The organism is Streptomyces sp. NPDC101225, assembly GCF_044767585.1.
Taxonomy (GTDB): Bacteria; Actinomycetota; Actinomycetes; order Streptomycetales; family Streptomycetaceae; genus Streptomyces.
In genome coordinates this window covers 367,480-387,504 of the sequence record NZ_JBIWOE010000004.1, presented here as the reverse complement: position 1 = coordinate 387,504, position 20,025 = coordinate 367,480, and the positions used below count along the sequence as shown (strand labels likewise).

The window sequence follows — 20,025 nt, the reverse complement described above, 5'->3', positions numbered from 1 at the left end:
GCGGCTCACGGGAGTGATACGTGAGCTTGGCGACAACGGGAAAAGTGCCCGCCGAAAGGCCGCGGCACGCCCCGGATATGCTCGGGCACCGCAGCGAACGCCGTCCCCACTGGAGCATCCATGAGCCTCAAGATCACCGTGATCGGCACCGGCTATCTCGGCGCCACGCACGCCGCGGCCATGGCCGAGCTGGGCTTCGAGGTGCTCGCCCTGGACATCGTGCGGGAGAAGATCGAGAAGCTCGAGCGGGCCGAGGCCCCGATGTTCGAACCCGGCCTCGAGGACCTGCTGCGCAGGCACGTCGCCGGCTTCGAGGGCTCCAGCGGGCGGCTGCGGTTCACCCAGGACTGGGCGGAGGTCGGCGCCTTCGGCGACGTGCACTTCGTCTGCGTGAACACCCCGCAGAAGCACGGCGAGTACGCCTGCGACATGTCCTACGTGGACGCCGCGATCGCCTCGCTCGCCCCGCATCTGGCCGGCCCGGCCCTGGTCGTCGGCAAGTCCACCGTGCCGGTCGGCTCCGCGGACCGGCTCGCCGGCTACCTCGCCGAGCACGCGCCGGCCGGGCAGGACGCCGAACTGGCCTGGAACCCGGAGTTCCTGCGCGAGGGCTTCGCCGTCGACGACACGCTGCACCCGGACCGGATCGTGGCCGGCGTGCGCAGCGAGCGGGCGGAGAAGCTGCTGCGGGAGGTGTACGCGAGGCCGCTGTCCGAGGGGACGCCGTTCGTCGTCACCGACTTCCCCACCGCCGAGCTGGTGAAGACCTCGGCGAACTCCTTCCTCGCCACCAAGATCTCCTTCATCAACGCGATGGCGGAGATGTGCGAGGCCTCCGGCGGCGACGTGGCCAAGCTCGCCGAGGCGATCGGCCACGACGACCGGATCGGGCGGAAGTTCCTGCGGGCCGGCATCGGCTTCGGCGGCGGCTGCCTGCCCAAGGACATCCGGGCGTTCATGGCACGCGCGGGCGAGCTCGGCGCCGACCAGGCGCTGACCTTCCTGCGCGAGATCGACTCGATCAACATGCGCCAGCGCGGGCAGATGGTGGAGCTGGCCCGGCAGGTGCTGGGCGGCGGCCCCTTCCTGGGCAAGCGGGTCGCGGTGCTCGGCGCCACCTTCAAGCCGGACTCCGACGACGTACGCGACTCCCCCGCGCTGAACGTCGCCGGGCAGATCCACCTCCAGGGCGGCCAGGTGACCGTCTACGACCCCAAGGGCATGGACAACGCCCGTCGGCTCTTCCCGACGCTCGGCTACGCCGGCTCCGCCATGGAGGCGGTGCGCGGCGCCGACGTCGTGCTGCACCTGACGGAGTGGCGGGAGTTCCGCGAGCTGGACCCGGCGGAGCTCGGCGCGGTCGCGGCGGACCGGGTGATCCTGGACGGGCGCAACGCCCTCGACCCGGAGCTGTGGCGCAAGGCCGGCTGGACGTACCGCGCGATGGGCCGCCCCACGGCCTGACCCCCCGTACGAAGGACGACGCCGGTTCGGCCGAGGCTCAGTCGGCCGAACCGGCGTCTCGCTGCATTCTGCACCACCGGCCTGTGAGCCTGCGGGGGAACTACTTCGCCCGGTAGCGGCGCATCTTCGCGCGCGCCCCGCACACCTGCATCGAGCACCAGCGGCCGCGGCCGGCCGGGCTGCGGTCGTAGTACGCCCAGTGGCAGGTGACGGCCTCGCACGCCTTCAGCCGGGCCCAGGTGGCCTCGACGAGCGCGCCGGCCACGGCGGCCGCGACGCGGGAGAGCAGGGGGCCGCCGTCCGCGGGGGCCAGGGCGGCCGCGCCGTCCCGCTCGTCGACCGTCACCACCAGGGGCGCCCGGGCCAGCAGCTCCCCCAGCGGGGTCACCGCGCGGTGCGGCGGGTGTCCGGCGTGGGCGAGCAGGGCCGCCCGCAGCGACTCGCGCAGTTCGCGGGCCTGCTCCACCTCGTCCGGGGCGAGACCGAACGGCGCCCGCCCCTCCGCCGTCTCCAGCGCGTCGGTGCCCGACTCCAGGTCCACCGTGTTCACCAGGAACTCGATCAGAGCCAGCCCCCCGGGGGCGGCCGATCTCTCATTCATGGTTGCGACGTTACCCCCCATGCGGGAGCATGCAGTAACCGTTACCGGCTACCCGCTTCTATGGGTAACCGGAGACCGGGCAACCCGACTTCGAGGACTCGAGGAGGAGTCATGGCTCTCGCCGAGCTGGGCGTCGTCGTACTGGACTGTCCCGACCCGGGCGCGCTGGCCGCCTTCTACGCCGAGGTGCTGGGCGGCACCGTGGAGGGCGAAGGAGAGTGGGTGGACCTCAAGGTGCCCGGCGGGCAGGCGCTGGCCTTCCAGGCCGCCGACGGGTTCGAGGCGCCGCGCTGGCCCGCGCCCGACCGCTCCCAGCAGTTCCATCTGGACCTGACCGTGAAGGACCTGGACGCGGCCGAGGCGGGCGTGCTGGCGCTCGGCGCGAAGCCGCTGGACGCCGCCGACCGCTCGCGCACCTGGCGGGTCTACGCGGATCCGGCCGGGCACCCGTTCTGTCTCTGCGCCTGCTGAAGCGGAGGATCCCATGCCTGTGGCCCGTTTCCGCTCCGTCGTCCTGGACTGCCCCGACCCGCGCGCACTCGCCGGGTTCTACGCCGCGGTCGCGGGCGGTACGCCCGAGGAGCACGACGCCGACTGGGTCGTGCTGCACGTCCCGCACGGCCCGCAGCTCGCCTTCCAGCGCGCGGAGGGCCTCACGCCGCCCGAGTGGCCGCGCGCGGACCGCAACTCCCAGCAGTTCCACCTCGACTTCGACGCCGGGTCGACCTGGGCGGAGCTGGACGCGGCACACGAGAGGGTGCTGGCGCTCGGGGCCCGGACGCTGGACCTGGAGGACCGGGAGAAGAAGGACTTCGTGGTGTACGCCGACCCGGCCGGGCATCCTTTCTGCCTCTGCCGGATCGACCGTCCCTAGCGCCGCGGACCGGGGCCGGGTCAGCCGTCGAGGTCCGCGATCTTCGCGGTCGACGGCTCCCGGCGCCGCTGCGCCGCACGTGCGGTGAAGTCGGCGCTGCGCAGCACGCGCTGGACGTTGCCCCAGGTCAGCAGGGCGATGTCGGACTCCGGCCAGCCACGGCGCAGCAGCTCGGCGATGAGGTGGGGATAGCGCGAGGGCTCACCGAGGTCCTGGGGGTGCGCGGTGCCGGCGTCGTACGTGCCGGACAGGCCGACGCACTCCGCGCCCGCCACCTCGCGCACATGGTCGAGGTGGTCGGCCACGGCCCGGACCGACGGGCCCGTCTGCTCCGGCGTGAGCGGCACCATGCACAGGCCCTTGGCGGCGCCCAGCCCGGCGAGCAGCTCGTCGGGAAGGTTCGCCGGGTGGGGGCGCAGGGCGCGGGCGGCGGAGCGGGTGAACAGCACGGGCGCCCGGGAGACCCGCAGCACGCGCCGGACGGTGTCCGCGGAGGCGCCGGAGAGGTCGGCGAGGACACCGAGCCGGTTCATCTCGCGCACCACCTCCTCGCCGAACCGGGTGAGGCCGGTCTCGCCCGCCCAGGACACCCCGGACAGGGTGAGCACGCGCAGGCCCAGCGCGTGCAGGGCGCGCAGGATGCCGAGGGAGTCGCCGAGCGCGGCGGCCCCGGCGGGACCGTGCAGCACGGCGATCCGGCCGCACAGGCGCGCGTCGGTGGCCTGCCCCGCGGTGTGCACCAGGCGCAGGCCCTCGGGGTGGGTCCGCACGACGGTGGTCACCAGGTCCAGCTGCTCCAGGGTCGCGCCGACGGCCCGGTCCCCGACGATGCCCTCGGGCAGGTGCAGCGACCAGAACAGGGCGCCCACATGGCCCTGGCGCAACCGCGGCACGTCCGTGTCGACGGAGCTCTCGCCGAGCTCCAGGTCGAACCAGGGCAGGCGCCTGAGGGCCCACGGCAGTCCGCTGTAGCCGTCGGCGACGGGGTACGCGGCGAGGATCGCGCGGGCCCGCTCCAGATCGGCGCCGTCCGCCTCGGAGACGGACACCTGGGGGTCGTGCTCCTCGAAGGGATCCGGCGGTGCGTCGAATCCGCTGGTGCCGTGCAGTTCGTCCTGAAGATCTGCCATGGCGCGCTCCGTACGTGGTGTTCGTCCCGCAGGGGGGTACGGCCACCGTCGCACGGGAGCGCGCCGGGCTTCCTGATGAGCGGAGCCGTTCGGGGGTACGGGGGCGCAACAGCCCCCTACCCGGCGGAGCTCAGCCGTCCAGGGACTCGATCGTCGCGTTCGACGGCGCCCGGGTCGCCCTCAGGTCGCGGGCCACGTCCTCGGCCGCGCCCAGCACCCGCACCGAGTTCTGCCAGGTCACCTTGGCCAGGTCGGCCTTCGACCAGCCGCGCTCCAGCAGCTCGGCGATCAGGTTCGGATAGCCGGAGACGTCGTCGAGGCCGTCGGGCGTGAACGCCGTGCCGTCGTAGTCGCCGCCGATGCCGAGGTGGTCGACGCCGGCGACCTCGCGCATGTGGTCCAGGTGGTCGGCGACGGTGGAGACCGTGGCGACCGGGCGCGGGGTGCGCTCCTCGAAGGCGCGGTGGAGCTTCATCGCCTCCTCGCCGGTGTCCAGGTGGTGGAAGCCGTGGGCGCGCAGGTTCTCGTCGGCCGCGGCCGTCCAGTCCACGGCGGCCTGGAGCACGAACTTCGGCACGAAGGTCACCATCGCGACGCCGCCGTTGCCGGGCAGGCGCTCCAGGACGTCGTCCGGGATGTTGCGGGGGTGGTCGCAGACGGCGCGGGCGGAGGAGTGGGAGAAGATCACCGGCGCGGACGAGGCGTCCAGCGCGTCGCGCATCGTCGTCGCCGCCACGTGCGAGAGGTCGACGAGCATGCCGAGGCGGTTCATCTCCCGCACGACCTCGCGGCCGAAGGCGGACAGGCCGCCGACGTTCGGCTCGTCGGTCGCCGAGTCCGCCCAGGGGTTGTTGTCGTTGTGGGTGAGCGTCATGTAGCGGACGCCCAGCTCGTACAGACCGCGCAGCGTGCCGAGCGAGCAGCCGATGGAGTGGCCGCCCTCCGCGCCCATGAGGGAGGCGATACGGCCCTGACCGCGCGCCGCCTCCATGTCAGCGGCCGTCAGCGCGGGCGCCAGGTCCGCCGGGTAGCGCGCCAGCAACTGCCGTACGCAGTCGATCTGTTCGAGCGTCGCGGGCACCGCGTCCGGCAGGTCGGAGCGGACGTAGACCGACCAGTACTGCGCGCCGACGCCGCCCTCGCGCAGGCGCGGGATGTCGGTGTGCAGATGGGCGTTCTGGGCCGTGGCGATGTCACGGGCGTCGAGGTCGTAGCCGACCTTGCGCAGCGCCCAGGGCAGATCGTTGTGACCGTCGACGACCGGGAACGCGCGCAGCAGGTCCCGGGCGGCGTCGATGGAGGTCATGGACATCACCTATTTCTCACGAAGGCCCCGGCGCTCGACCGGAGAGGGCTGGGGACAGGGGCTTGGGCATGCCTGTGGGCGTCGTACGTACGCAGTCAGTTCCCGAAGCCGAAGCCGTTGCCCGCGCCCTCGACCTTGGTGCGCAGGCGTTTGCCCTTCTCGGTGGCCTGGTCGTTCAGCTCCTGCTGGAACTCGCGCATCCGGGCGAGCAGGTCCTCGTCGTGCGCGGCGAGGATGCGGGCCGCGAGCAGGCCGGCGTTGCGGGCGCCGGCGACGGAGACGGTCGCGACGGGCACGCCGGCCGGCATCTGCACGATCGACAGGAGGGAGTCCATGCCGTCCAGGTACTTCAGCGGCACCGGGACGCCGATCACCGGCAGCGGGGTCACGGAGGCCAGCATGCCCGGCAGGTGGGCGGCGCCGCCCGCCCCCGCGATGATCACCTTCAGGCCCCGCTCGGCGGCCTGCTCACCGTAGGAGATCATCTCGCGCGGCATGCGGTGCGCGGAGACGACGTCGACCTCGTAGTCGATCTCGAACTCGTCGAGGGCCTGGGCGGCGGCCTCCATGACGGGCCAGTCGGAGTCCGACCCCATGACGATGCCAACAGCGGGGCTCATCTCATTCTCCTTGCGTACCTTCTCGGTCTCGGCCGAGCGGGGGGTCGATGGGGTCACATGCGTGAAGCGGGCATTCCCGTACCGAGCGCGCGTCCACGCGCGGATCGCCGACCGGCACCGGGACGGCGCGAGCCGTGACAGGGCCCTCCCGGAGGGAGGGCCGAGGTCATTCGGTGATCGTGCCTCTCAGGTAGCCGGCCGCGTGCCGTGCGCGCTCGAGGACGTCGTCCAGGTCCTCGCCGTAGGTGTTGACGTGGCCCACCTTGCGGCCCGGCTTCACGTCCTTGCCGTACATGTGGATCTTCAGCTGGGGGTCGCGGGCCATGCAGTGCAGGTACGCGGAGTACATGTCCGGGTAGTCGCCGCCGAGGACGTTGACCATGACGGTCCACTTCGCGCGCGGACGCGGGTCGCCGAGCGGGAGGTCGAGGACCGCGCGCACATGGTTGGCGAACTGCGAGGTGATCGCGCCGTCCTGGCTCCAGTGGCCGGAGTTGTGCGGGCGCATGGCCAGCTCGTTGACGAGGACGCGGCCGTCACGGGTCTGGAACAGCTCGACGGCGAGGTGGCCGACGACACCGAGTTCCTTGGCGATGGTCAGCGCCATCTCCTCGGCCTCCAGGGCGAGCGCCCGGTCCAGTCCGGGGGCGGGCGCGACGACCGTGTCGCAGACGCCGCCGACCTGCTGGGACTCCACGACCGGGTAGGCGACGGCCTGGCCGTGCGGGGACCGTACGACGTTCGCCGCCAGCTCGCGGACGTAGTCGACCTTCTCCTCGGCGAGCACCGGGACGCCGGCGCGGAACGGGTCCGCGGCCTCCTCTGCGGAGTCGACGACCCACACGCCCTTGCCGTCGTAGCCGCCGCGGACCGTCTTGAGCACGACGGGGAAGCCGTCGCCCTCGGCCGCGAACGCGGCGACGTCGTCCGGGTCGCTCACGATCCGGTGCCGCGGGCAGGGAATGCCCAGGGCGTCGAGCCTCGCGCGCATCACCCCCTTGTCCTGGGCGTGCACGAGCGCGTCCGGGCCGGGGCGCACGGGGATGCCGTCCGCCTCCAGGGCCCGCAGATGCTCGGTGGGTACGTGTTCGTGATCGAAGGTGATCACGTCGCAGCCCTTCGCGAACTCACGCAGCGTGTCGAGATCGCGGTGGTCGCCGACGACGACATCACCGACGACCTGCGCCGCGGAATCCTGAGGGGTGTCACTGAGGAGCTTGAACCTGATGCCTAGCGGGATGCCTGCCTCGTGTGTCATACGAGCGAGCTGGCCTCCGCCGACCATGCCGACTACCGGGAACGTCACGCACCTAGAGTATCGGCCGCGTCGGCGCGACCTGTTTCCGGCCGTTTTCCGGCGCTCTTACCAGGCTCTTCCCGGACGTTTCCTCTCTTCCCGCCCTCTTTCCGACCTGTTTCCGACCTGTGAGCACATCCACAGGAGTTTATGAAGGGGGGTGGTTAGCATGGCTGGGTTGACGAAAACGACCACGCGCCGACCGGACGGGGGCCTTCAGGACCATGGGACAGGGTTCCTCAGGGCTGCGCAGGCTCGCACACGAGATCGCCAAATTCGGTGCGGTGGGTGCGCTCGGCACGGTCGTGAACTTCGGCGTCTCCAACCTGCTGTGGCATCTGACCAGCCTGCAGGCGGTGCGCGCCAACGTGATCGCCACGGTCGTCGCGATCGGCGTCAACTATCTGGGCTTCCGCTACTTCACCTACCGCGACCGCGACAAGAGCGCGCGGACCAGGGAACTCACGCTGTTCCTGGCCTTCAGCACGGTCGGCCTGGTGATCGAGAACGGCGTTCTGTACGCCGCGATCTACGGCTTCGGCTGGGACAGCTCGCTGCAGCGCAACATCTTCAAGGTCGTCGGCATCGGACTGGGCACGCTGTTCCGGTTCTGGTCCTACCGCAGCTGGGTCTTCCGGGCCCTGCCGGCCCGCGAGGCCGTCGCGGACGCGGAGGCGTTCCTGGAGGAGGCCGACACCGCGGCGGCCACCGCCGCCGAGCCCGGGGCCGAGATCACCCGCCCCAAGACACGCCAGCACGTCGGCTGAGGGCCGGGGGCCGCCCGCGACGGCTCGGCCCGCGGGATCGGTTCAAGGGGGGCGCCCTGCCCCCTGTCTCACCTGACCGTCGGCTCCGTGTCCGTGGCGGGGCGCTTCAGCGGGGGTGTGCGGGAGAGGAACAGGCCGAAGACCGGGGGCTGGGTCTGGAGCATCTCCAACCGGCCGCCGTCCGCCTCCGCGAGGTCCCGCGCCACGGCGAGTCCGATGCCCGTCGAGTTGCGCCCGCTGATCGTGCGCTCGAAGATCCGCGCGCCCAGGTCGGCCGGGACGCCGGGCCCCTCGTCGGTGACCTCGACGACCGCCTGGTTGCCGGTGACGCGGGTGCGCAGCGCCACCGTGCCGCCACCGTGCATGAGGGAGTTCTCGATCAGCGCCGCCAGCACCTGGGCGACGGCGCCCGGTGTGCCGACCGCCTGAAGGTGCCGCTTGCCCGAGCTGACGATCGCCCGGCCCGCGCTGCGGTACGCGGGGCGCCACTCGGCGAGCTGCTGCTGGATGACCTCGTCGAGGTCGAAGGAGACGGCGTTGCCGGTACGCGGGTCGCGGGAGTTGGTCAGCAGCCGCTCCACCACGTCCGTCAGCCGCTCCACCTGGGTGAGGGCGACATTGGCCTCCTCCTTCACCGTGTCCGGGTCGTCGGTGAGGGTGATCTCCTCCAGCCGCATCGACAGGGCGGTCAGCGGCGTGCGCAGCTGGTGGGAGGCGTCGGCGGCCAGGCGCCGCTCGGCGGTGAGCATCCGGGCGATGCGCTCGGCGGAGCCGTCCAGCACGTCCGCCACCCGGTCCAGCTCCGGGACGCCGTAGCGCTTGTGCCGCGGGCGCGGGTCGCCGGAGCCGAGGCGCTCCGCGGTCTCGGCGAGGTCGGTGAGCGGGGAGGCGAGCCGGTTGGCCTGGCGGATGGCCAGCAGGACGGCGGCCACCACCGCGAGCAGCGCCACCAGGGCGATGATCAGCAGGGTGCGCCCCACCTCACGGCTGACGGTCGAGCGCGGCTCCTCGACGACGACCCGCTCGCCCTCCTCCCCCGTGGCCCGGCCGCGGATGACCTCGCCGCGGGGCTGGTCGCCGACCTCGATGGGCGCCTGCCCGGGGATCTCGACGACGGCGTAGCGGTCGCCGGTGACCTGGCTCTTCAGGACGTCCGCGCTGACCGTCCCCGCCCCGATGAGTCGGCTGTCCACGATGCTGGCCAGCCGCTGCGCCTCGGAACTGACCCGCTCCTGGGCGCTGTTGCTGATCGTCCGGGTCTCGACGATGACCAGGGACACGCCGAACACGGCGATCACGACGAGGACCACGGCGAGCGTGGACTGGATCAGGCGGCGGCGCATGTCCTCTGTACCTGGGTCGGTCTACGGGTGGGGGCTCAGCTCTTCTCGAAGCGGAAGCCCACGCCACGCACGGTGGCGATGTAGCGGGGGTTGGCGGCGTCGTCGCCCAGCTTCTTGCGCAGCCAGGAGATGTGCATGTCGAGCGTCTTCGTCGACGACCACCAGGTGGTGTCCCAGACCTCGCGCATCAGCTGGTCCCGGGTGACGACCCGGCCCGCGTCCCGCACCAGGACCCGCAGCAGGTCGAACTCCTTGGCGGTGAGCTGGAGTTCCTCCTCTCCCATCCACGCCCGGTGCGACTCCACGTCGATCCGCACGCCGTGCGTCGCGGGCGGCTGCGCCGGCTCCGCGGCGCCGCGCCGCAGCAGGGCCCGGACGCGGGCGAGCAGTTCGGCGAGCCGGAAGGGCTTGGTGACGTAGTCGTCGGCGCCGGCGTCGAGGCCGACGACGGTGTCCACCTCGTCGGCGCGCGCGGTCAGGATGAGGATCGGCACGGTGTGGCCCTCGGCACGCAGCCGGCGGGCGACCTCCAGACCGTCCATGCCGGGCAGCCCGAGGTCCAGCACGACCAGGTCGACGCCGCCCTGCATTCCGGCGTCGAGCGCGGTGGGTCCGTCCTCGCGCACCTCGACCTCGTACCCTTCCCTGCGCAGGGCGCGGGCCAGCGGCTCCGAGATGGACGCGTCGTCCTCGGCGAGCAGTACACGGGTCATGAGGTGATGGTAGTCCGCTCCTGACAGGTGCTGTGGTGTGATCGGCACGGGTGATTCTTACCTTTGGCCGCGCGGGGTCGAACCTGCGTTTGGTGGTGCCAGCGTTGTGAAGACCTTGGAATAGGGGCGTACGGTTCCTTGATCGCCTGTGATCCGTGTCTCAAGTCCTTCCATATCCGGCAGTGTCCTGCCGTATGGTGAATCCACGCCTGTAGCACTTCGGGGACCTTTGGCGAGCATTTGACGCTGAAGGTCTCTTTTGTGTGCGGTAGACCCCCACCAGCAAGGAACAACCATGGCGTCCAGCTTGACGAAGGACTCGGTACGCCCGGGCACCCCCGGCTCCGAGAAGTCCTTCTTCGGCCACCCCCGCGGTCTGGCCACCCTCTTCATGACCGAGATGTGGGAGCGATTCTCCTACTACGGCATGAAGGCACTGCTCCCGCTGTACCTGGTGGCACCGGGCGGCCTGCACCTCAACGCGGCCGCCGCGACAGCGATCTACTCGGTGTACCTCTCGCTCGTGTACCTGCTGGCCCTCCCGGGCGGCTGGTTCGCCGACCGTGTCCTCGGCCCCCGCAGGACCGTGGCGGTCGCCGGCGCGGTCATCATGCTCGGCCATCTCACCCTGGCCCTGCCGAACTCCGGCACCTTCTACGCGGGCCTCGGCCTCGTCGCCGTCGGTTCCGGTCTGCTGAAGGCCAACATCTCCACGATGGTCGGCCACCTCTACGACGGCCCGGAGGACCCGCGCCGCGACGGCGGCTTCACGCTGTTCTACATCGGCATCAACCTGGGCGCCTTCGCCGCTCCGCTGGTGATCGGCACCGTCGGCGAGAACGTCAACTGGCACCTGGGCTTCGCGCTCGCCGCGCTCGGCATGGCGCTGGGTCTGGCCCAGTTCCTGCTCGGCACCCGCCACCTGGACGCGCGCTCGGACATCGTCCCCACGCCGCTCTCGGAGGCCGAGAAGAAGGCCACGCTGACCAAGGCCGCCCTGTGGGCGGGCGTCGCGGCCGTCTTCTACGCCGTCGTCGGCGTCTCCGGCGTCTACACGCTGAACTGGCTGCTGGTGCCGATCACCGTCGCCGGTCTGCTCATCCCGGTCGTCGTGATCTCCCGCATCAAGCGGGACAAGGAGCTGACCCGCCCCGAGCAGTCGAAGATGTCCGCGTACATCTGGTTCTTCGTGGCCGCCGCCGTGTTCTGGATGATCTACGACCAGGGCGGCTCGACCGTGTCGCTGTTCGCCGAGTCCTCGGCGAAGAACACGGTCTTCGGCTGGGGGTTCCCGGTCTCCTGGTACCAGTCCGTCAACCCGGTCATGATCATGGCGCTCGCGCCGGTCTTCGCCTGGGCGTGGCTGGCGCTGGCCCGTCGCGGCAAGGAGCCGAGCACCGCGGTGAAGTTCACCGGCGGTCTGGTGCTGATCGGCGCCTCCTTCTTCCTCTTCCTCGCCCCGCTCTCGATCGCCGACGGCGGTCACAAGGCGGCCGCGCTGTGGCTGGTGGGCATCTACTTCGTCCAGACGGTCGGCGAGCTGATGCTCTCCCCGGTCGGCCTCTCGGTCACCACGAAGATGGCGCCCGCGAAGTACGCCTCCCAGATGATGGGTGTCTGGTTCCTGGCCGTCACCGCCGGTGACGCCACGACCGGCCTGCTCTCCATCGCCGGCGTCGACCTCAACAAGACGGGCATCGTGACCCTGCAGGCCGTGCTCGCGGTGTTCGCCGGTGTGGCCGTGTGGATGTACCGCAAGAAGGTCAAGGAGCTCATGGGCGACGTCAACTGACGCTCCGTGCCGTACGGCGGAGGGCCGCCGCGTTCCCCGGGACGCGGCGGCCCTTCGCTGTCACCGCGCCCGGCGTCCCGGCATGAACGTGAAGACCGCCGCGCCCAGCAGCACCGCCGTACCGGCGACCAGGCCGAGCGCCTTCAGGGCGCCGTGGTCGCCGGAGCCGGTCTCCGCCAGGCCCCCGCCCGACGACGAGGACGAGGTGCCGCCCGACGTGGACGACGAGCCGCCCGACGCACCACTGGCCTGGGCCGAGGTGTCCAGGGTCAGCGAGACCTCCGACGTGTCCGGCGTGCAGGTGGTGGTGGTGCCCAGGGCGTCGATGGTCAGGACGCCCGGGGACAGGGTCGAGGTGCCGTCGGCGCCCGGTTTGTAGGTGCCGGTCAGGTCGGGGATCTCGATCGGGTCGCCCGACTTGATGTCCTGGGCGTTCGTCGGGCCCTCGACGTGCACGGTGCCCTTGTCCGCGCCGCCCAGCACGACCTCCATGGACGGCTTCACCGAGCCCTTGGGGATGTCGGCCGGGCTGTCCATCACCGACTTCTTGAACTGCACGGTGAGGGCGAAACTCCCGCCGTTCTTCGTGGCGTTGATCTGGATGGGCGAGGTCGCCTTCTTCTCTCCGATGGGCGACTGGCAGGTGTAGGGGATGTCGACCTCCTTGCCCGTGAAGTCGGTCTGGTCGCTGCCGGTGCCGTCACCGGCGGACGTCGACGGGTCCGGGGTGCCGGAGGCCGAGGCGGAGGGAGACGCCGACTGCGAGGCCGAGTCCGTCGGGTCCGGCGTCGTGCTGGACGAGCCTCCGCCGCCCGGCGTCACCTCGATCGTCGCCGCCTTCTGCACGGTCTGCGTCGGCGTGCACCTCGTGTCCGTCGACATGGCGTTGACGGTGTACGCGTCCGGGGTCAGCGTCACCTCGCCCGGCGTCGTCAGCTTCAGGGTCCCCTTCATGTCGGACAGCACCATGGCCGCACCCTTGGGGATGGCCGGGTTCTCCCGCGTCCCCTGCATCGCGATCGACGCGGCCTGCGCACCGGCCGCCTTGAGCGTCCCGGACGGCTGGACCGAGTCGGCGGGCAGGTCGATGATGTCCGGGTTCTTCGAGGCGGCCTGCACGAACTTCCATACGACCGTCACCGTGTCGCCCACCTTCGCCGTGGCCGGCGCGGTGACCTCCACCTTCGTGGTGCCGTCGACGGGATCGATGCCCGCGGGCGGCACGCAGTGCGTCGCGAACGACACCTCGGCGGCCTGCGCGGACCCGGCGGCCAGACCCAGCAGGGCCCCGGCGCCGCCGAGCACCAGCGCGACGCCCGCCGCGCCGAGCCTCCGCGTGCCGACCGGTGTGACTCTCCTTCGCTTTCTCACGTGGGTCCCTTCGGGGTGGGAGTCGTAGGACTCGTCGGGCTGTCGTCGTGCGGTGCGGAGAGCCGACCGGCCGTGCCCGGATCGGAGTCCGGGGTGAACCACGGCAGGGTCGAGTGCGAGGGGGGCCGCCGGGCCGGCCGGGGGGTGACCTTCGGTAGGCGCAGGGTGAGTTCGGGCATCCGCAGACCGCGGTGCCTCAGGCCGCCCGCGCGCCGCGGCCGTACCCGGTCCACGATCGCCATCCCGGCGCGGAACACCGCGGCCGGCACGACCAGGCAGACCAGGATCCAGAACAGGGTCACGCCCCAGGGCCGGCCCACGCCCCAGGGCTGCTCGGCGAGGACCTTCCCGGTGTACTTCAGCGACACGTCGTAGTCGCCGTGCGCGCCCGCCGTCAGCTCGACGGGCAGCTTGATCCGCGCCTTCTTCCCGGGCTGGATGGTGCCGCGCCACTGCTGGTCGTCCCACTGCGGGGCGAACACGCCGTGGGAGGTGCCGACCTGGAAGACGGGGTTCTTGACCGCGGTCGTGCCCACGTTGCCGACGGTGAAGACCAGCGTGCGCGAGGGCGGCGCGCCGAACCAGGTGAGCAGCCCGCTCGACCCGTCGAGCCGGGTGTCCGTGAGGACCGACAGGCGTCCCCCGGAGGTGTCGGCGGGCAGCGGTTCGACGGCGTGCCCGGCCACCTGGAAGATCGCGTCGGCGTCGGCCCTGGCGCCGGTGACGGTGGCCACGTGCACCACGCACGGGCAGGGCACCGGCGGCTCGGCGACCGGCAGCTTCTTGCTGAAGGAGCCCTTGGCGTCGGTGGTGACGGCCCTGCCGTCCGCGTTGGCACAGGAGTTGGTGCCACCGATCACGCCGCGCGCGGGCACCGACTGCCCGCAGACCAGCATCATCAGCAGCGTGTGCGGCCGCCAGCCGGTGCCGCTGACGGTGATCGAACCGCCCGTCCCCGCCTGGGACGTGGAGAGCTTCACGCTCGGCCCGTCCGCCGTCGCCGGCCCCGTCGTCACGGCCAGCAGGAGCAGGGCGAGCACGGCCGCCGTCCACACCTTGCGGTTCACGTCACCGCTCCCGTCGACTCGACTTCCGTACGCGGGGATCCGGGCGGCCCGCCGTCGGCCGTGCGGCGCCCGCGGCGTCGCAGGAGAAGCAGGACGGCCCCGGCTGCCGCCACCGCCGCCGTCGCGGCCACCGCGCCCCAGGGCACGAACCGCGCCGGCACACCGGCCGTGTCGTGCGCGCCGCCCGGTGCCGTGACGGTCAGGCGTACGTCGACGGCGTCCAGGGCGGGCCGGCCGGGCCAGGGCTCGGTCAGGCGCACGCGGCGGCCGGGCGCGAGATGTACCGGCAGGGTGCGCGGGGCGCGGTCCAGGACCGGTCCGAACAGGCCGTCCGCGTGCACGGCCAGGCGCGGTACGAGGGTGGTCGTACCGCGGTTGACCAGCTCGTAGGAGATACCGTCGCGGCGCACCGCGACGTGCTCGACGGTCAGCGCGGACAGGGCCGGTCCGCCCACCCGCAGGCGGACCGGCACGGTGTGCGTGCGGCCGTCGCCGTCACGGGCGACGATCGAGCCGGTGCGGTCGGCGCCCGCGGCGAGCGTGAACGGGACGTCGGCACGGGTGCGGGCGGGCACCCGCACGCGGCTGCGGGCGAAGGTGACCGGAACACCCCTGCCGCTCAGCCGTACCGTGACCGCCCGACCGCCGCGGTTGGTCACGGACACCGTGTCCTGCAGCACCGCGCCGGGCGCGCCCTCGGCGTAGACGGACGGGCGTCCGCCGCCGGACGGCGCGAGGGACCAGCCTCCGTCGGCCCGGGCCGACGGCGCGGCGGCCGGCACCAGCAGCAGGGAGGCGAACAGGACACGGGCGGCGGGCGACATCCGGCGGCTCCAGCGGTCGTGGCAGTGGTTCAGCGGCGGGCCTGCTGGTTCCTGCGCGTGATCCACAGTGCGCCCGCGGCGCCCACGAGGAGCACGGTGCCGCCGAGCGTGCCGAGCGCGACGGCCGAGTCGTCGGGGCCGGTCTGCGGGAGGGAGGAGCCCGACTCGCTGCCGCTCTGGCTGGTCCCGCCGGAGGAGCCGCCGCTCGCCGCCGTCACGTCCAGCGTCAGCGCCGGGCCGGGGTTGTTGGACGGCGTGCAGGTGGTCGTGGTGCCCAGCGCCTTGATGGTGAGCACGCCCGGTGTGAAGGTGACGCTGCCGGTCTTCCTCGGCGTGTACGTACCGGTCAAGTCATTGATCTTGATGGGGGTGTTGGCCGGAATGGCGGCCTGGTTGGCGGGCCCGGAGACGTTCACCGTGCCGCTGTCCGCGCCGCCGACCTTGATGACGGCGCTCGGGTTCATCGCGCCCTTGCCCAGCTCGACCGGGCTGGAGGAGACGCCCTTCTGCCAGGACATGGTGAGCTTGTAGGCGCCGCCGCTCCTGACACCCTTGATGTCGATGGGCGAGACCGCGCTCTTGTTCCCGATCGGTGTCTTGCACTGGTAGTCGACGTCGACGACCTTGGCCTCGGCTGCGGGGGCGGCGAGCAGCAGCGCCGAGCCGGCCAGGGCCGCGGCGGACGCGAGCGCGGCGGTTCGTTTCCGGTACGACACGATTCCGCTCCCTCTGCGAGTTCCTGACGGCATATCAGATTCGGCCGTCAAGGTACGCCCGGGGTCTTGAGGAGGGAAGAGACGGTGCGCGCCGGAGTTGTGGGGATCCGGCGCGCACACGTGGGGTGCCGGGTGGAGAGGTGGCCCCCGGTCACTCAGGGGCGGGCCGGGCGGGCGGTACGGGCGGTGCCCAGCACCTCCGGCAGCCCCCACCGCCGCAGCACCTCCGGCACCTGCACCGTGCCGTCGGCCCGCTGGTGCTGCTCCAGGATCGCGGGCAGCAGACGGCTGGTGGCCAGGCCCGAGGCGTTGAGCGTGTGCACGTAGGCCGGTTTTCCGCCGTTCCGCGGGCGGTAGCGGACGGCGCCGCGCCGGGCCTGGTAGGCGCGGGCGTTCGACACCGAGCTGACCTCGGTGTAGCCGCCGAGGCTGGGCAGCCAGACCTCGACGTCGTACGTCTTGGCCTGGGCGGGGCTGGTGTCCTCGGCCGCGAGCTGGGTGACCCGGTGGTGCAGGCCGAGGCCGGCGACCAGCTCCTCGGCGCGGGCGAGCAGTTCGAGCTGGGCGGCCGCCGAGTCCTCGGGGCGCGCGTACTGGAACAGCTCGACCTTGTTGAACTGGTGGCCGCGCAGCGTCCCGCGCTCGGCGGTGCGGTGGCCGCCGCTCTCCTTGCGGTAACAGGGCGTGTAGGCCACGTACTTGAGCGGCAGCTCGTGTTCGTCGAGCGTCTCGCCGCGGTGCAGGCTCGCCAGCGCGGTCTCGGCGGTGGGCAGCAGGAAGTGGCCGTCCACGTGGAAGACCTCGTCGGCGAACTTCGGGAACTGGCCCGCCGTGTAGCCCGCCTCGTGGGTCAGCAGGTGCGGCGGGAGCACGAACTCGTAGCCCGCCCGGCGGTGCGTGTCCAGGAAGTGGTTGAGCAGCGCCCACTCCAGGGCGGCGCCCTCGCCCCGGTAGATCCAGTAGCCGTTGCCCGCGAGTGCCGCGCCACGCCTGTGGTCGACGAGGCGGAGGTCCTGGGCGAGCCGCACATGGTCCTTGGGCGCGAACCCGAGGACGGGCGGCGCGCCCGTGGTCCGCACGACCCGGTTGTTCTCCTTGCCGCCCGCGGCGACGTCGTCGTCCGGGAGGTTGGGCAGGCCGTCGAGGAAGTCCTGGTGCGGCCCGGCCAGCCGGCCGAGCCGTGCCTCGGCCTCGGCCAGCCGGCCCGCCAGGGCCTTTGCCCGCGCGTGCAGCTCCCCGGCCGCCTCGCCGGCCCGCCGCCGTACGGCGATGTCGGCCGAGATGCGCCGCCGCTCGCCGCGCAGCCGCTCCACGGCCGTACGGGCCTCGCGGAACTCGGCGTCCAGGGCGAGGAAGGCCGGGATGTCCGCGTCGACCGCACGCTTGCGCAGCCCTTCGCGGACCTGGTCGGGATGGCGTCGGATGAGGGTGACGTCGAGCATGTGGCGTGCTCCGTCCGGTCGTCCGGAGCGGTACGCACCGCCCCGGGGTGATTCCCTCGGGGCGTGGGCGAGAGGGTGCTCGCGGTGCCACCACGCCTTCACCGCCGCACGCGGGCGAAGCACGCCCGCGAGGCGGTCTCGTTCGGGCCCGGTGACGGGGGCCGGCCGGCGGGGCATTGCCTCCCCGCACTCGGGAGGGGATTGGCACCGGGACGCGAGGCCGCCGTCACAGCGGGGGGCGGCTCTCTCGGCTCGCGTGGATCCGGGCTACTTGTCTCCGTCAGCGCGTTGCCGACGAGGGTAGGCAGCCGCGCGCGGGCCGGCCAGCGATTTACGCGGGCGCGCCCAGCTCCGCCCACACGGTCTTGCCGGAGACCCCCGGCGACCGCACGACGCCCCAGTCCAGGCAGAGCCGCTGCACGATGAACATGCCGTGCCCGCCGGGACGGCCCGCGCGGTGGGGGGTGCGCGGCGCCGGCTGGCCCGTCCCCTTGTCCGAGACCTCCAGGCGGATGACCTTCTTGTCGCAGGTGATCCAGAGCTCGTCCGGACCCTCGGCGTGCAGACAGGCGTTGGTGACCAGCTCGGAGACGACGAGCAGCACGTCCTCGGCGGCGGCCCGCCGGTCGGCCGTGTCGGCGGGCAGCCAGCCCCACGCGTGCAGCGCCTGGCGGGTGAAGTCGCGGGCGAGCGGCACGACACCGCTCTCGCCGTCGAAGCTCAGCCTGCGGACCTGGCCGCCCCCGGGCGACCCGGGCACGGCCGACGATGCGGACGCGTCACCTTCGGACGCCCCGGAAGCGCCACTGGTCTCCGGGCCGCGGTCGCCCGGCGAGCAAGGCCGGGTGGTGCTCATCAGCGCTTCACCTCACCGATTCACCGTTCACGATTCAAGAGTCAGTACGTAGATCGACGGTGGATCCGTCGCTGTGCCGCCGACTTGTTCAGAATGTCTCCTGCCCGACCGGACCGGCGGAACACCCCCTTGTTCGGCACCGGGGGCTGGACGCCCGGAAAGTGCCGGTCATGCAGGGGCGGCCCGGCCGGAACACGGGCGCGGGCCGCCGAAGGCTCAGCCGGCCGTGTCGGCCAGGGCCGCCTCGAGCGTGTCATGAACACTGAAAACCGCTTCCGCCCCGGTGATCTCGAAGACGCGCGCCACCACGGGCTGCATGCCCGCCAGGTGCACCCCACCCCCTGCGGCCTCCGCCTTGAGGCGGGCGCCGAGCAGTACGTTGAGCCCCGTGGAGTCGCAGAACTCCAGCCGCGAGCAGTCCACGACCAGCCGGCTGAATCCCTTGGCGAGGCATTCCTCGAGTGGCTCGCGCAACAGATCGGCGGTGTGGTGATCCAACTCACCCGCCGGAGTCACGACGGCACTGGGGCCTTCTTCCCTGACCTCCACCAGTAGCCGGCCAGACTGTGCGCTGCCGACCGTCCCGCGGTCCATGCCGTCTTTCTCCCGACGTCGTGGCTGCTGACTCACGCCCTCGAACACTACGCCTTCCTCACAGTCTCCGACACCCGAACATCCGCCCACAAACGGACATACCCGCACATAACGCACTTGCGGTGAATGGAGGAAAGCAGGTAGGGCTAGAGATACGTAACCGACACGGCCGGCTTTGGAGGCGCCGCACACCGCAGTGCACGCACTGGCTTCGGCAGCCATATGCCGAGAACGATGGAGGACATCATGTCACCCCGGCTCGACGCATCGCACACCCAGGAGGCGACGTCGGCTTCCGCTCCGGAACTTCTGGATCCCATCGAGGACAGCGAGGCAGACGCGCTGGCCGGGCTGGTCGGACTTCCGGAGATCCCTCCGTACGACGAAGTGGGACCGGTAGACGCCCGAGCACTGTCCAAGACCCTCTTCGAGCGGCTGGAGTCCCTCGAGGAAGGCACGCACGAGTACTCGTACGTCCGCAACACGCTCGTCGAGCTGAACCTCGCGCTGGTCAAGTTCGCGGCTTCCCGCTTCCGCTCGCGCAGCGAGCCCATGGAGGACATCGTCCAGGTCGGGACCATCGGTCTGATCAAGGCGATCGACCGCTTCGAGCTGGCCCGGGGTGTCGAGTTCCCCACGTTCGCGATGCCGACCATCATCGGCGAGATCAAGCGCTTCTTCCGGGACACCTCGTGGTCCGTGCGCGTACCGCGCCGGCTCCAGGAGCTCCGGCTCGACCTGGCCAAGGCCGGTGACGAGCTGGCCCAGAAGCTCGACCGGGCCCCGACCGTGGCCGAGCTCGCCGAGCGCCTCGAACTCACCAAGGACGAGGTCGTCGAGGGCATGGCGGCCTCGAACGCGTACACCGCCTCCTCGCTGGACGCCCAGCCGGAGGAGGACGACGCCGAGGGCGCGCTCGCGGACCGGATCGGCTACGAGGACCACGGGCTCGAGGGCATCGAGTACGTCGAGTCGCTGAAGCCGCTGATCGCCGAACTCCCGCAGCGGGACCGCAAGATCCTCTCCCTGCGCTTCGTCGCGGGCATGACCCAGTCGGAGATAGGGGACGAGCTCGGCATCTCGCAGATGCATGTGTCGCGGCTGCTGTCGCGGACGCTGGTGCGATTGCGCAAGGGCCTGACGGTCGAGGAATGACACCCGCCGTGTGAGACGCCTCCGCCGAGCGCGGTGCGCCCCGGGAACACCGGGCGCACCGCGCTCAGGCGTTTCTTTGGTTACCGTAAGAAA

General features: G+C 71.9%; 20 protein-coding genes. 6 read left to right on the top strand and 14 right to left on the bottom strand.

The features are described from left to right. The first annotated feature begins 120 nt into the window (after positions 1 to 120). Positions 121 to 1,464 carry a UDP-glucose dehydrogenase family protein gene (locus ACIRPX_RS08585; RefSeq protein WP_404190151.1) on the top strand — a complete coding sequence of 448 codons (1,344 nt, stop codon included), beginning with the start codon at positions 121 to 123 and terminating at the stop codon, positions 1,462 to 1,464. Positions 1,465 to 1,564: 100 nt separating this feature from the next. Here ACIRPX_RS08585 and ACIRPX_RS08580 read toward each other — a convergent pair whose 3' ends face one another. After that, positions 1,565 to 2,065: a CGNR zinc finger domain-containing protein gene (locus ACIRPX_RS08580; protein WP_404190149.1), complete on the bottom strand. Its 501-nt coding sequence runs from the start codon at positions 2,063 to 2,065 to the stop codon at positions 1,565 to 1,567. A gap of 111 nt (positions 2,066 to 2,176) precedes the next feature. On the opposite strand from ACIRPX_RS08580, the gene ACIRPX_RS08575 reads away from it, so the two are divergent. Together ACIRPX_RS08575 and ACIRPX_RS08570 are read left to right on the top strand one after the other, a co-directional pair. Beyond that, positions 2,177 to 2,536, top strand: coding sequence for a VOC family protein (locus ACIRPX_RS08575; RefSeq protein WP_404190146.1), 360 nt, complete (start codon positions 2,177 to 2,179; stop codon positions 2,534 to 2,536). Between the two features lie 13 nt (positions 2,537 to 2,549). After that, the gene (locus ACIRPX_RS08570; protein ID WP_404190143.1) at positions 2,550 to 2,939 is read left to right on the top strand and encodes a VOC family protein; all 390 of its coding nucleotides are present in this window, start codon (positions 2,550 to 2,552) and stop codon (positions 2,937 to 2,939) included. Positions 2,940 to 2,959: 20 nt separating this feature from the next. On the opposite strand, the gene ACIRPX_RS08565 is transcribed toward ACIRPX_RS08570, so the two are convergent. The 4 genes from ACIRPX_RS08565 to ACIRPX_RS08550 all read right to left on the bottom strand — a co-directional run bounded on the left by ACIRPX_RS08565 (position 2,960) and on the right by ACIRPX_RS08550 (position 7,301). Next, on the bottom strand, positions 2,960 to 4,069 hold the full coding sequence (locus ACIRPX_RS08565; RefSeq protein ID WP_404190140.1) for a dipeptidase: 1,110 nt from the start codon (positions 4,067 to 4,069) through the stop codon (positions 2,960 to 2,962). A 130-nt stretch (positions 4,070 to 4,199) separates the two neighbouring features. Continuing rightward, the gene (locus tag ACIRPX_RS08560) at positions 4,200 to 5,375 is read right to left on the bottom strand and encodes a dipeptidase (protein WP_404190137.1); all 1,176 of its coding nucleotides are present in this window, start codon (positions 5,373 to 5,375) and stop codon (positions 4,200 to 4,202) included. A gap of 95 nt (positions 5,376 to 5,470) precedes the next feature. After that, on the bottom strand, positions 5,471 to 5,995 hold the full coding sequence (gene purE, locus ACIRPX_RS08555; protein WP_404190135.1) for a 5-(carboxyamino)imidazole ribonucleotide mutase: 525 nt from the start codon (positions 5,993 to 5,995) through the stop codon (positions 5,471 to 5,473). 166 nt (positions 5,996 to 6,161) lie between these two features. Further along, entirely contained in the window at positions 6,162 to 7,301 is a 1,140-nt protein-coding gene (locus ACIRPX_RS08550) for a 5-(carboxyamino)imidazole ribonucleotide synthase (protein ID WP_404190132.1), read from the bottom strand. 215 nt (positions 7,302 to 7,516) lie between these two features. Here ACIRPX_RS08550 and ACIRPX_RS08545 point away from each other — a divergent pair, with 215 nt between their 5' ends. Beyond that, positions 7,517 to 8,059: a GtrA family protein gene (locus ACIRPX_RS08545; protein ID WP_404190130.1), complete on the top strand. Its 543-nt coding sequence runs from the start codon at positions 7,517 to 7,519 to the stop codon at positions 8,057 to 8,059. A gap of 68 nt (positions 8,060 to 8,127) precedes the next feature. On the opposite strand, the gene ACIRPX_RS08540 is transcribed toward ACIRPX_RS08545, so the two are convergent. Then, the gene (locus ACIRPX_RS08540; RefSeq protein ID WP_404190127.1) at positions 8,128 to 9,402 is read right to left on the bottom strand and encodes an ATP-binding protein; all 1,275 of its coding nucleotides are present in this window, start codon (positions 9,400 to 9,402) and stop codon (positions 8,128 to 8,130) included. A 35-nt stretch (positions 9,403 to 9,437) separates the two neighbouring features. Then, entirely contained in the window at positions 9,438 to 10,115 is a 678-nt protein-coding gene (locus ACIRPX_RS08535; protein ID WP_384267095.1) for a response regulator transcription factor, read from the bottom strand. Positions 10,116 to 10,410: 295 nt separating this feature from the next. Between ACIRPX_RS08535 and ACIRPX_RS08530 the strand changes: the two genes are divergently transcribed. After that, positions 10,411 to 11,907, top strand: coding sequence for an oligopeptide:H+ symporter (locus ACIRPX_RS08530; RefSeq protein ID WP_404190123.1), 1,497 nt, complete (start codon positions 10,411 to 10,413; stop codon positions 11,905 to 11,907). Positions 11,908 to 11,967: 60 nt separating this feature from the next. On the opposite strand, the gene ACIRPX_RS08525 is transcribed toward ACIRPX_RS08530, so the two are convergent. The 7 genes from ACIRPX_RS08525 to ACIRPX_RS08495 all read right to left on the bottom strand — a co-directional run bounded on the left by ACIRPX_RS08525 (position 11,968) and on the right by ACIRPX_RS08495 (position 18,777). Further along, complete coding sequence (locus tag ACIRPX_RS08525; RefSeq protein ID WP_404190121.1) at positions 11,968 to 13,278, bottom strand: hypothetical protein; 1,311 nt, start codon at positions 13,276 to 13,278, stop codon at positions 11,968 to 11,970. Then, positions 13,275 to 14,345 (bottom strand): hypothetical protein, encoded by a 1,071-nt coding sequence (locus ACIRPX_RS08520; RefSeq protein ID WP_404190118.1) that lies wholly within the window; start codon positions 14,343 to 14,345, stop codon positions 13,275 to 13,277. The genes ACIRPX_RS08525 and ACIRPX_RS08520 overlap by 4 nt, the downstream gene beginning before the upstream one ends. Next, the gene (locus ACIRPX_RS08515; RefSeq protein ID WP_404190116.1) at positions 14,342 to 15,169 is read right to left on the bottom strand and encodes a hypothetical protein; all 828 of its coding nucleotides are present in this window, start codon (positions 15,167 to 15,169) and stop codon (positions 14,342 to 14,344) included. The genes ACIRPX_RS08520 and ACIRPX_RS08515 overlap by 4 nt, the downstream gene beginning before the upstream one ends. 29 nt (positions 15,170 to 15,198) lie before the next feature. Continuing rightward, positions 15,199 to 15,885: an LPXTG cell wall anchor domain-containing protein gene (locus ACIRPX_RS08510; RefSeq protein ID WP_404190113.1), complete on the bottom strand. Its 687-nt coding sequence runs from the start codon at positions 15,883 to 15,885 to the stop codon at positions 15,199 to 15,201. A gap of 155 nt (positions 15,886 to 16,040) precedes the next feature. Next, positions 16,041 to 17,327, bottom strand: coding sequence for a serine--tRNA ligase (serS, locus tag ACIRPX_RS08505; RefSeq protein WP_404190110.1), 1,287 nt, complete (start codon positions 17,325 to 17,327; stop codon positions 16,041 to 16,043). A 331-nt stretch (positions 17,328 to 17,658) separates the two neighbouring features. After that, a complete protein-coding gene (locus ACIRPX_RS08500; protein WP_404190107.1) occupies positions 17,659 to 18,183 on the bottom strand; it encodes an ATP-binding protein in 525 nt (174 codons plus the stop codon). A gap of 216 nt (positions 18,184 to 18,399) precedes the next feature. Beyond that, positions 18,400 to 18,777: an STAS domain-containing protein gene (locus ACIRPX_RS08495; protein ID WP_384263904.1), complete on the bottom strand. Its 378-nt coding sequence runs from the start codon at positions 18,775 to 18,777 to the stop codon at positions 18,400 to 18,402. Between the two features lie 234 nt (positions 18,778 to 19,011). Here ACIRPX_RS08495 and ACIRPX_RS08490 point away from each other — a divergent pair, with 234 nt between their 5' ends. After that, complete coding sequence (locus ACIRPX_RS08490) at positions 19,012 to 19,932, top strand: RNA polymerase sigma factor SigF (protein ID WP_404190104.1); 921 nt, start codon at positions 19,012 to 19,014, stop codon at positions 19,930 to 19,932. Positions 19,933 to 20,025: the final 93 nt, after the last annotated feature.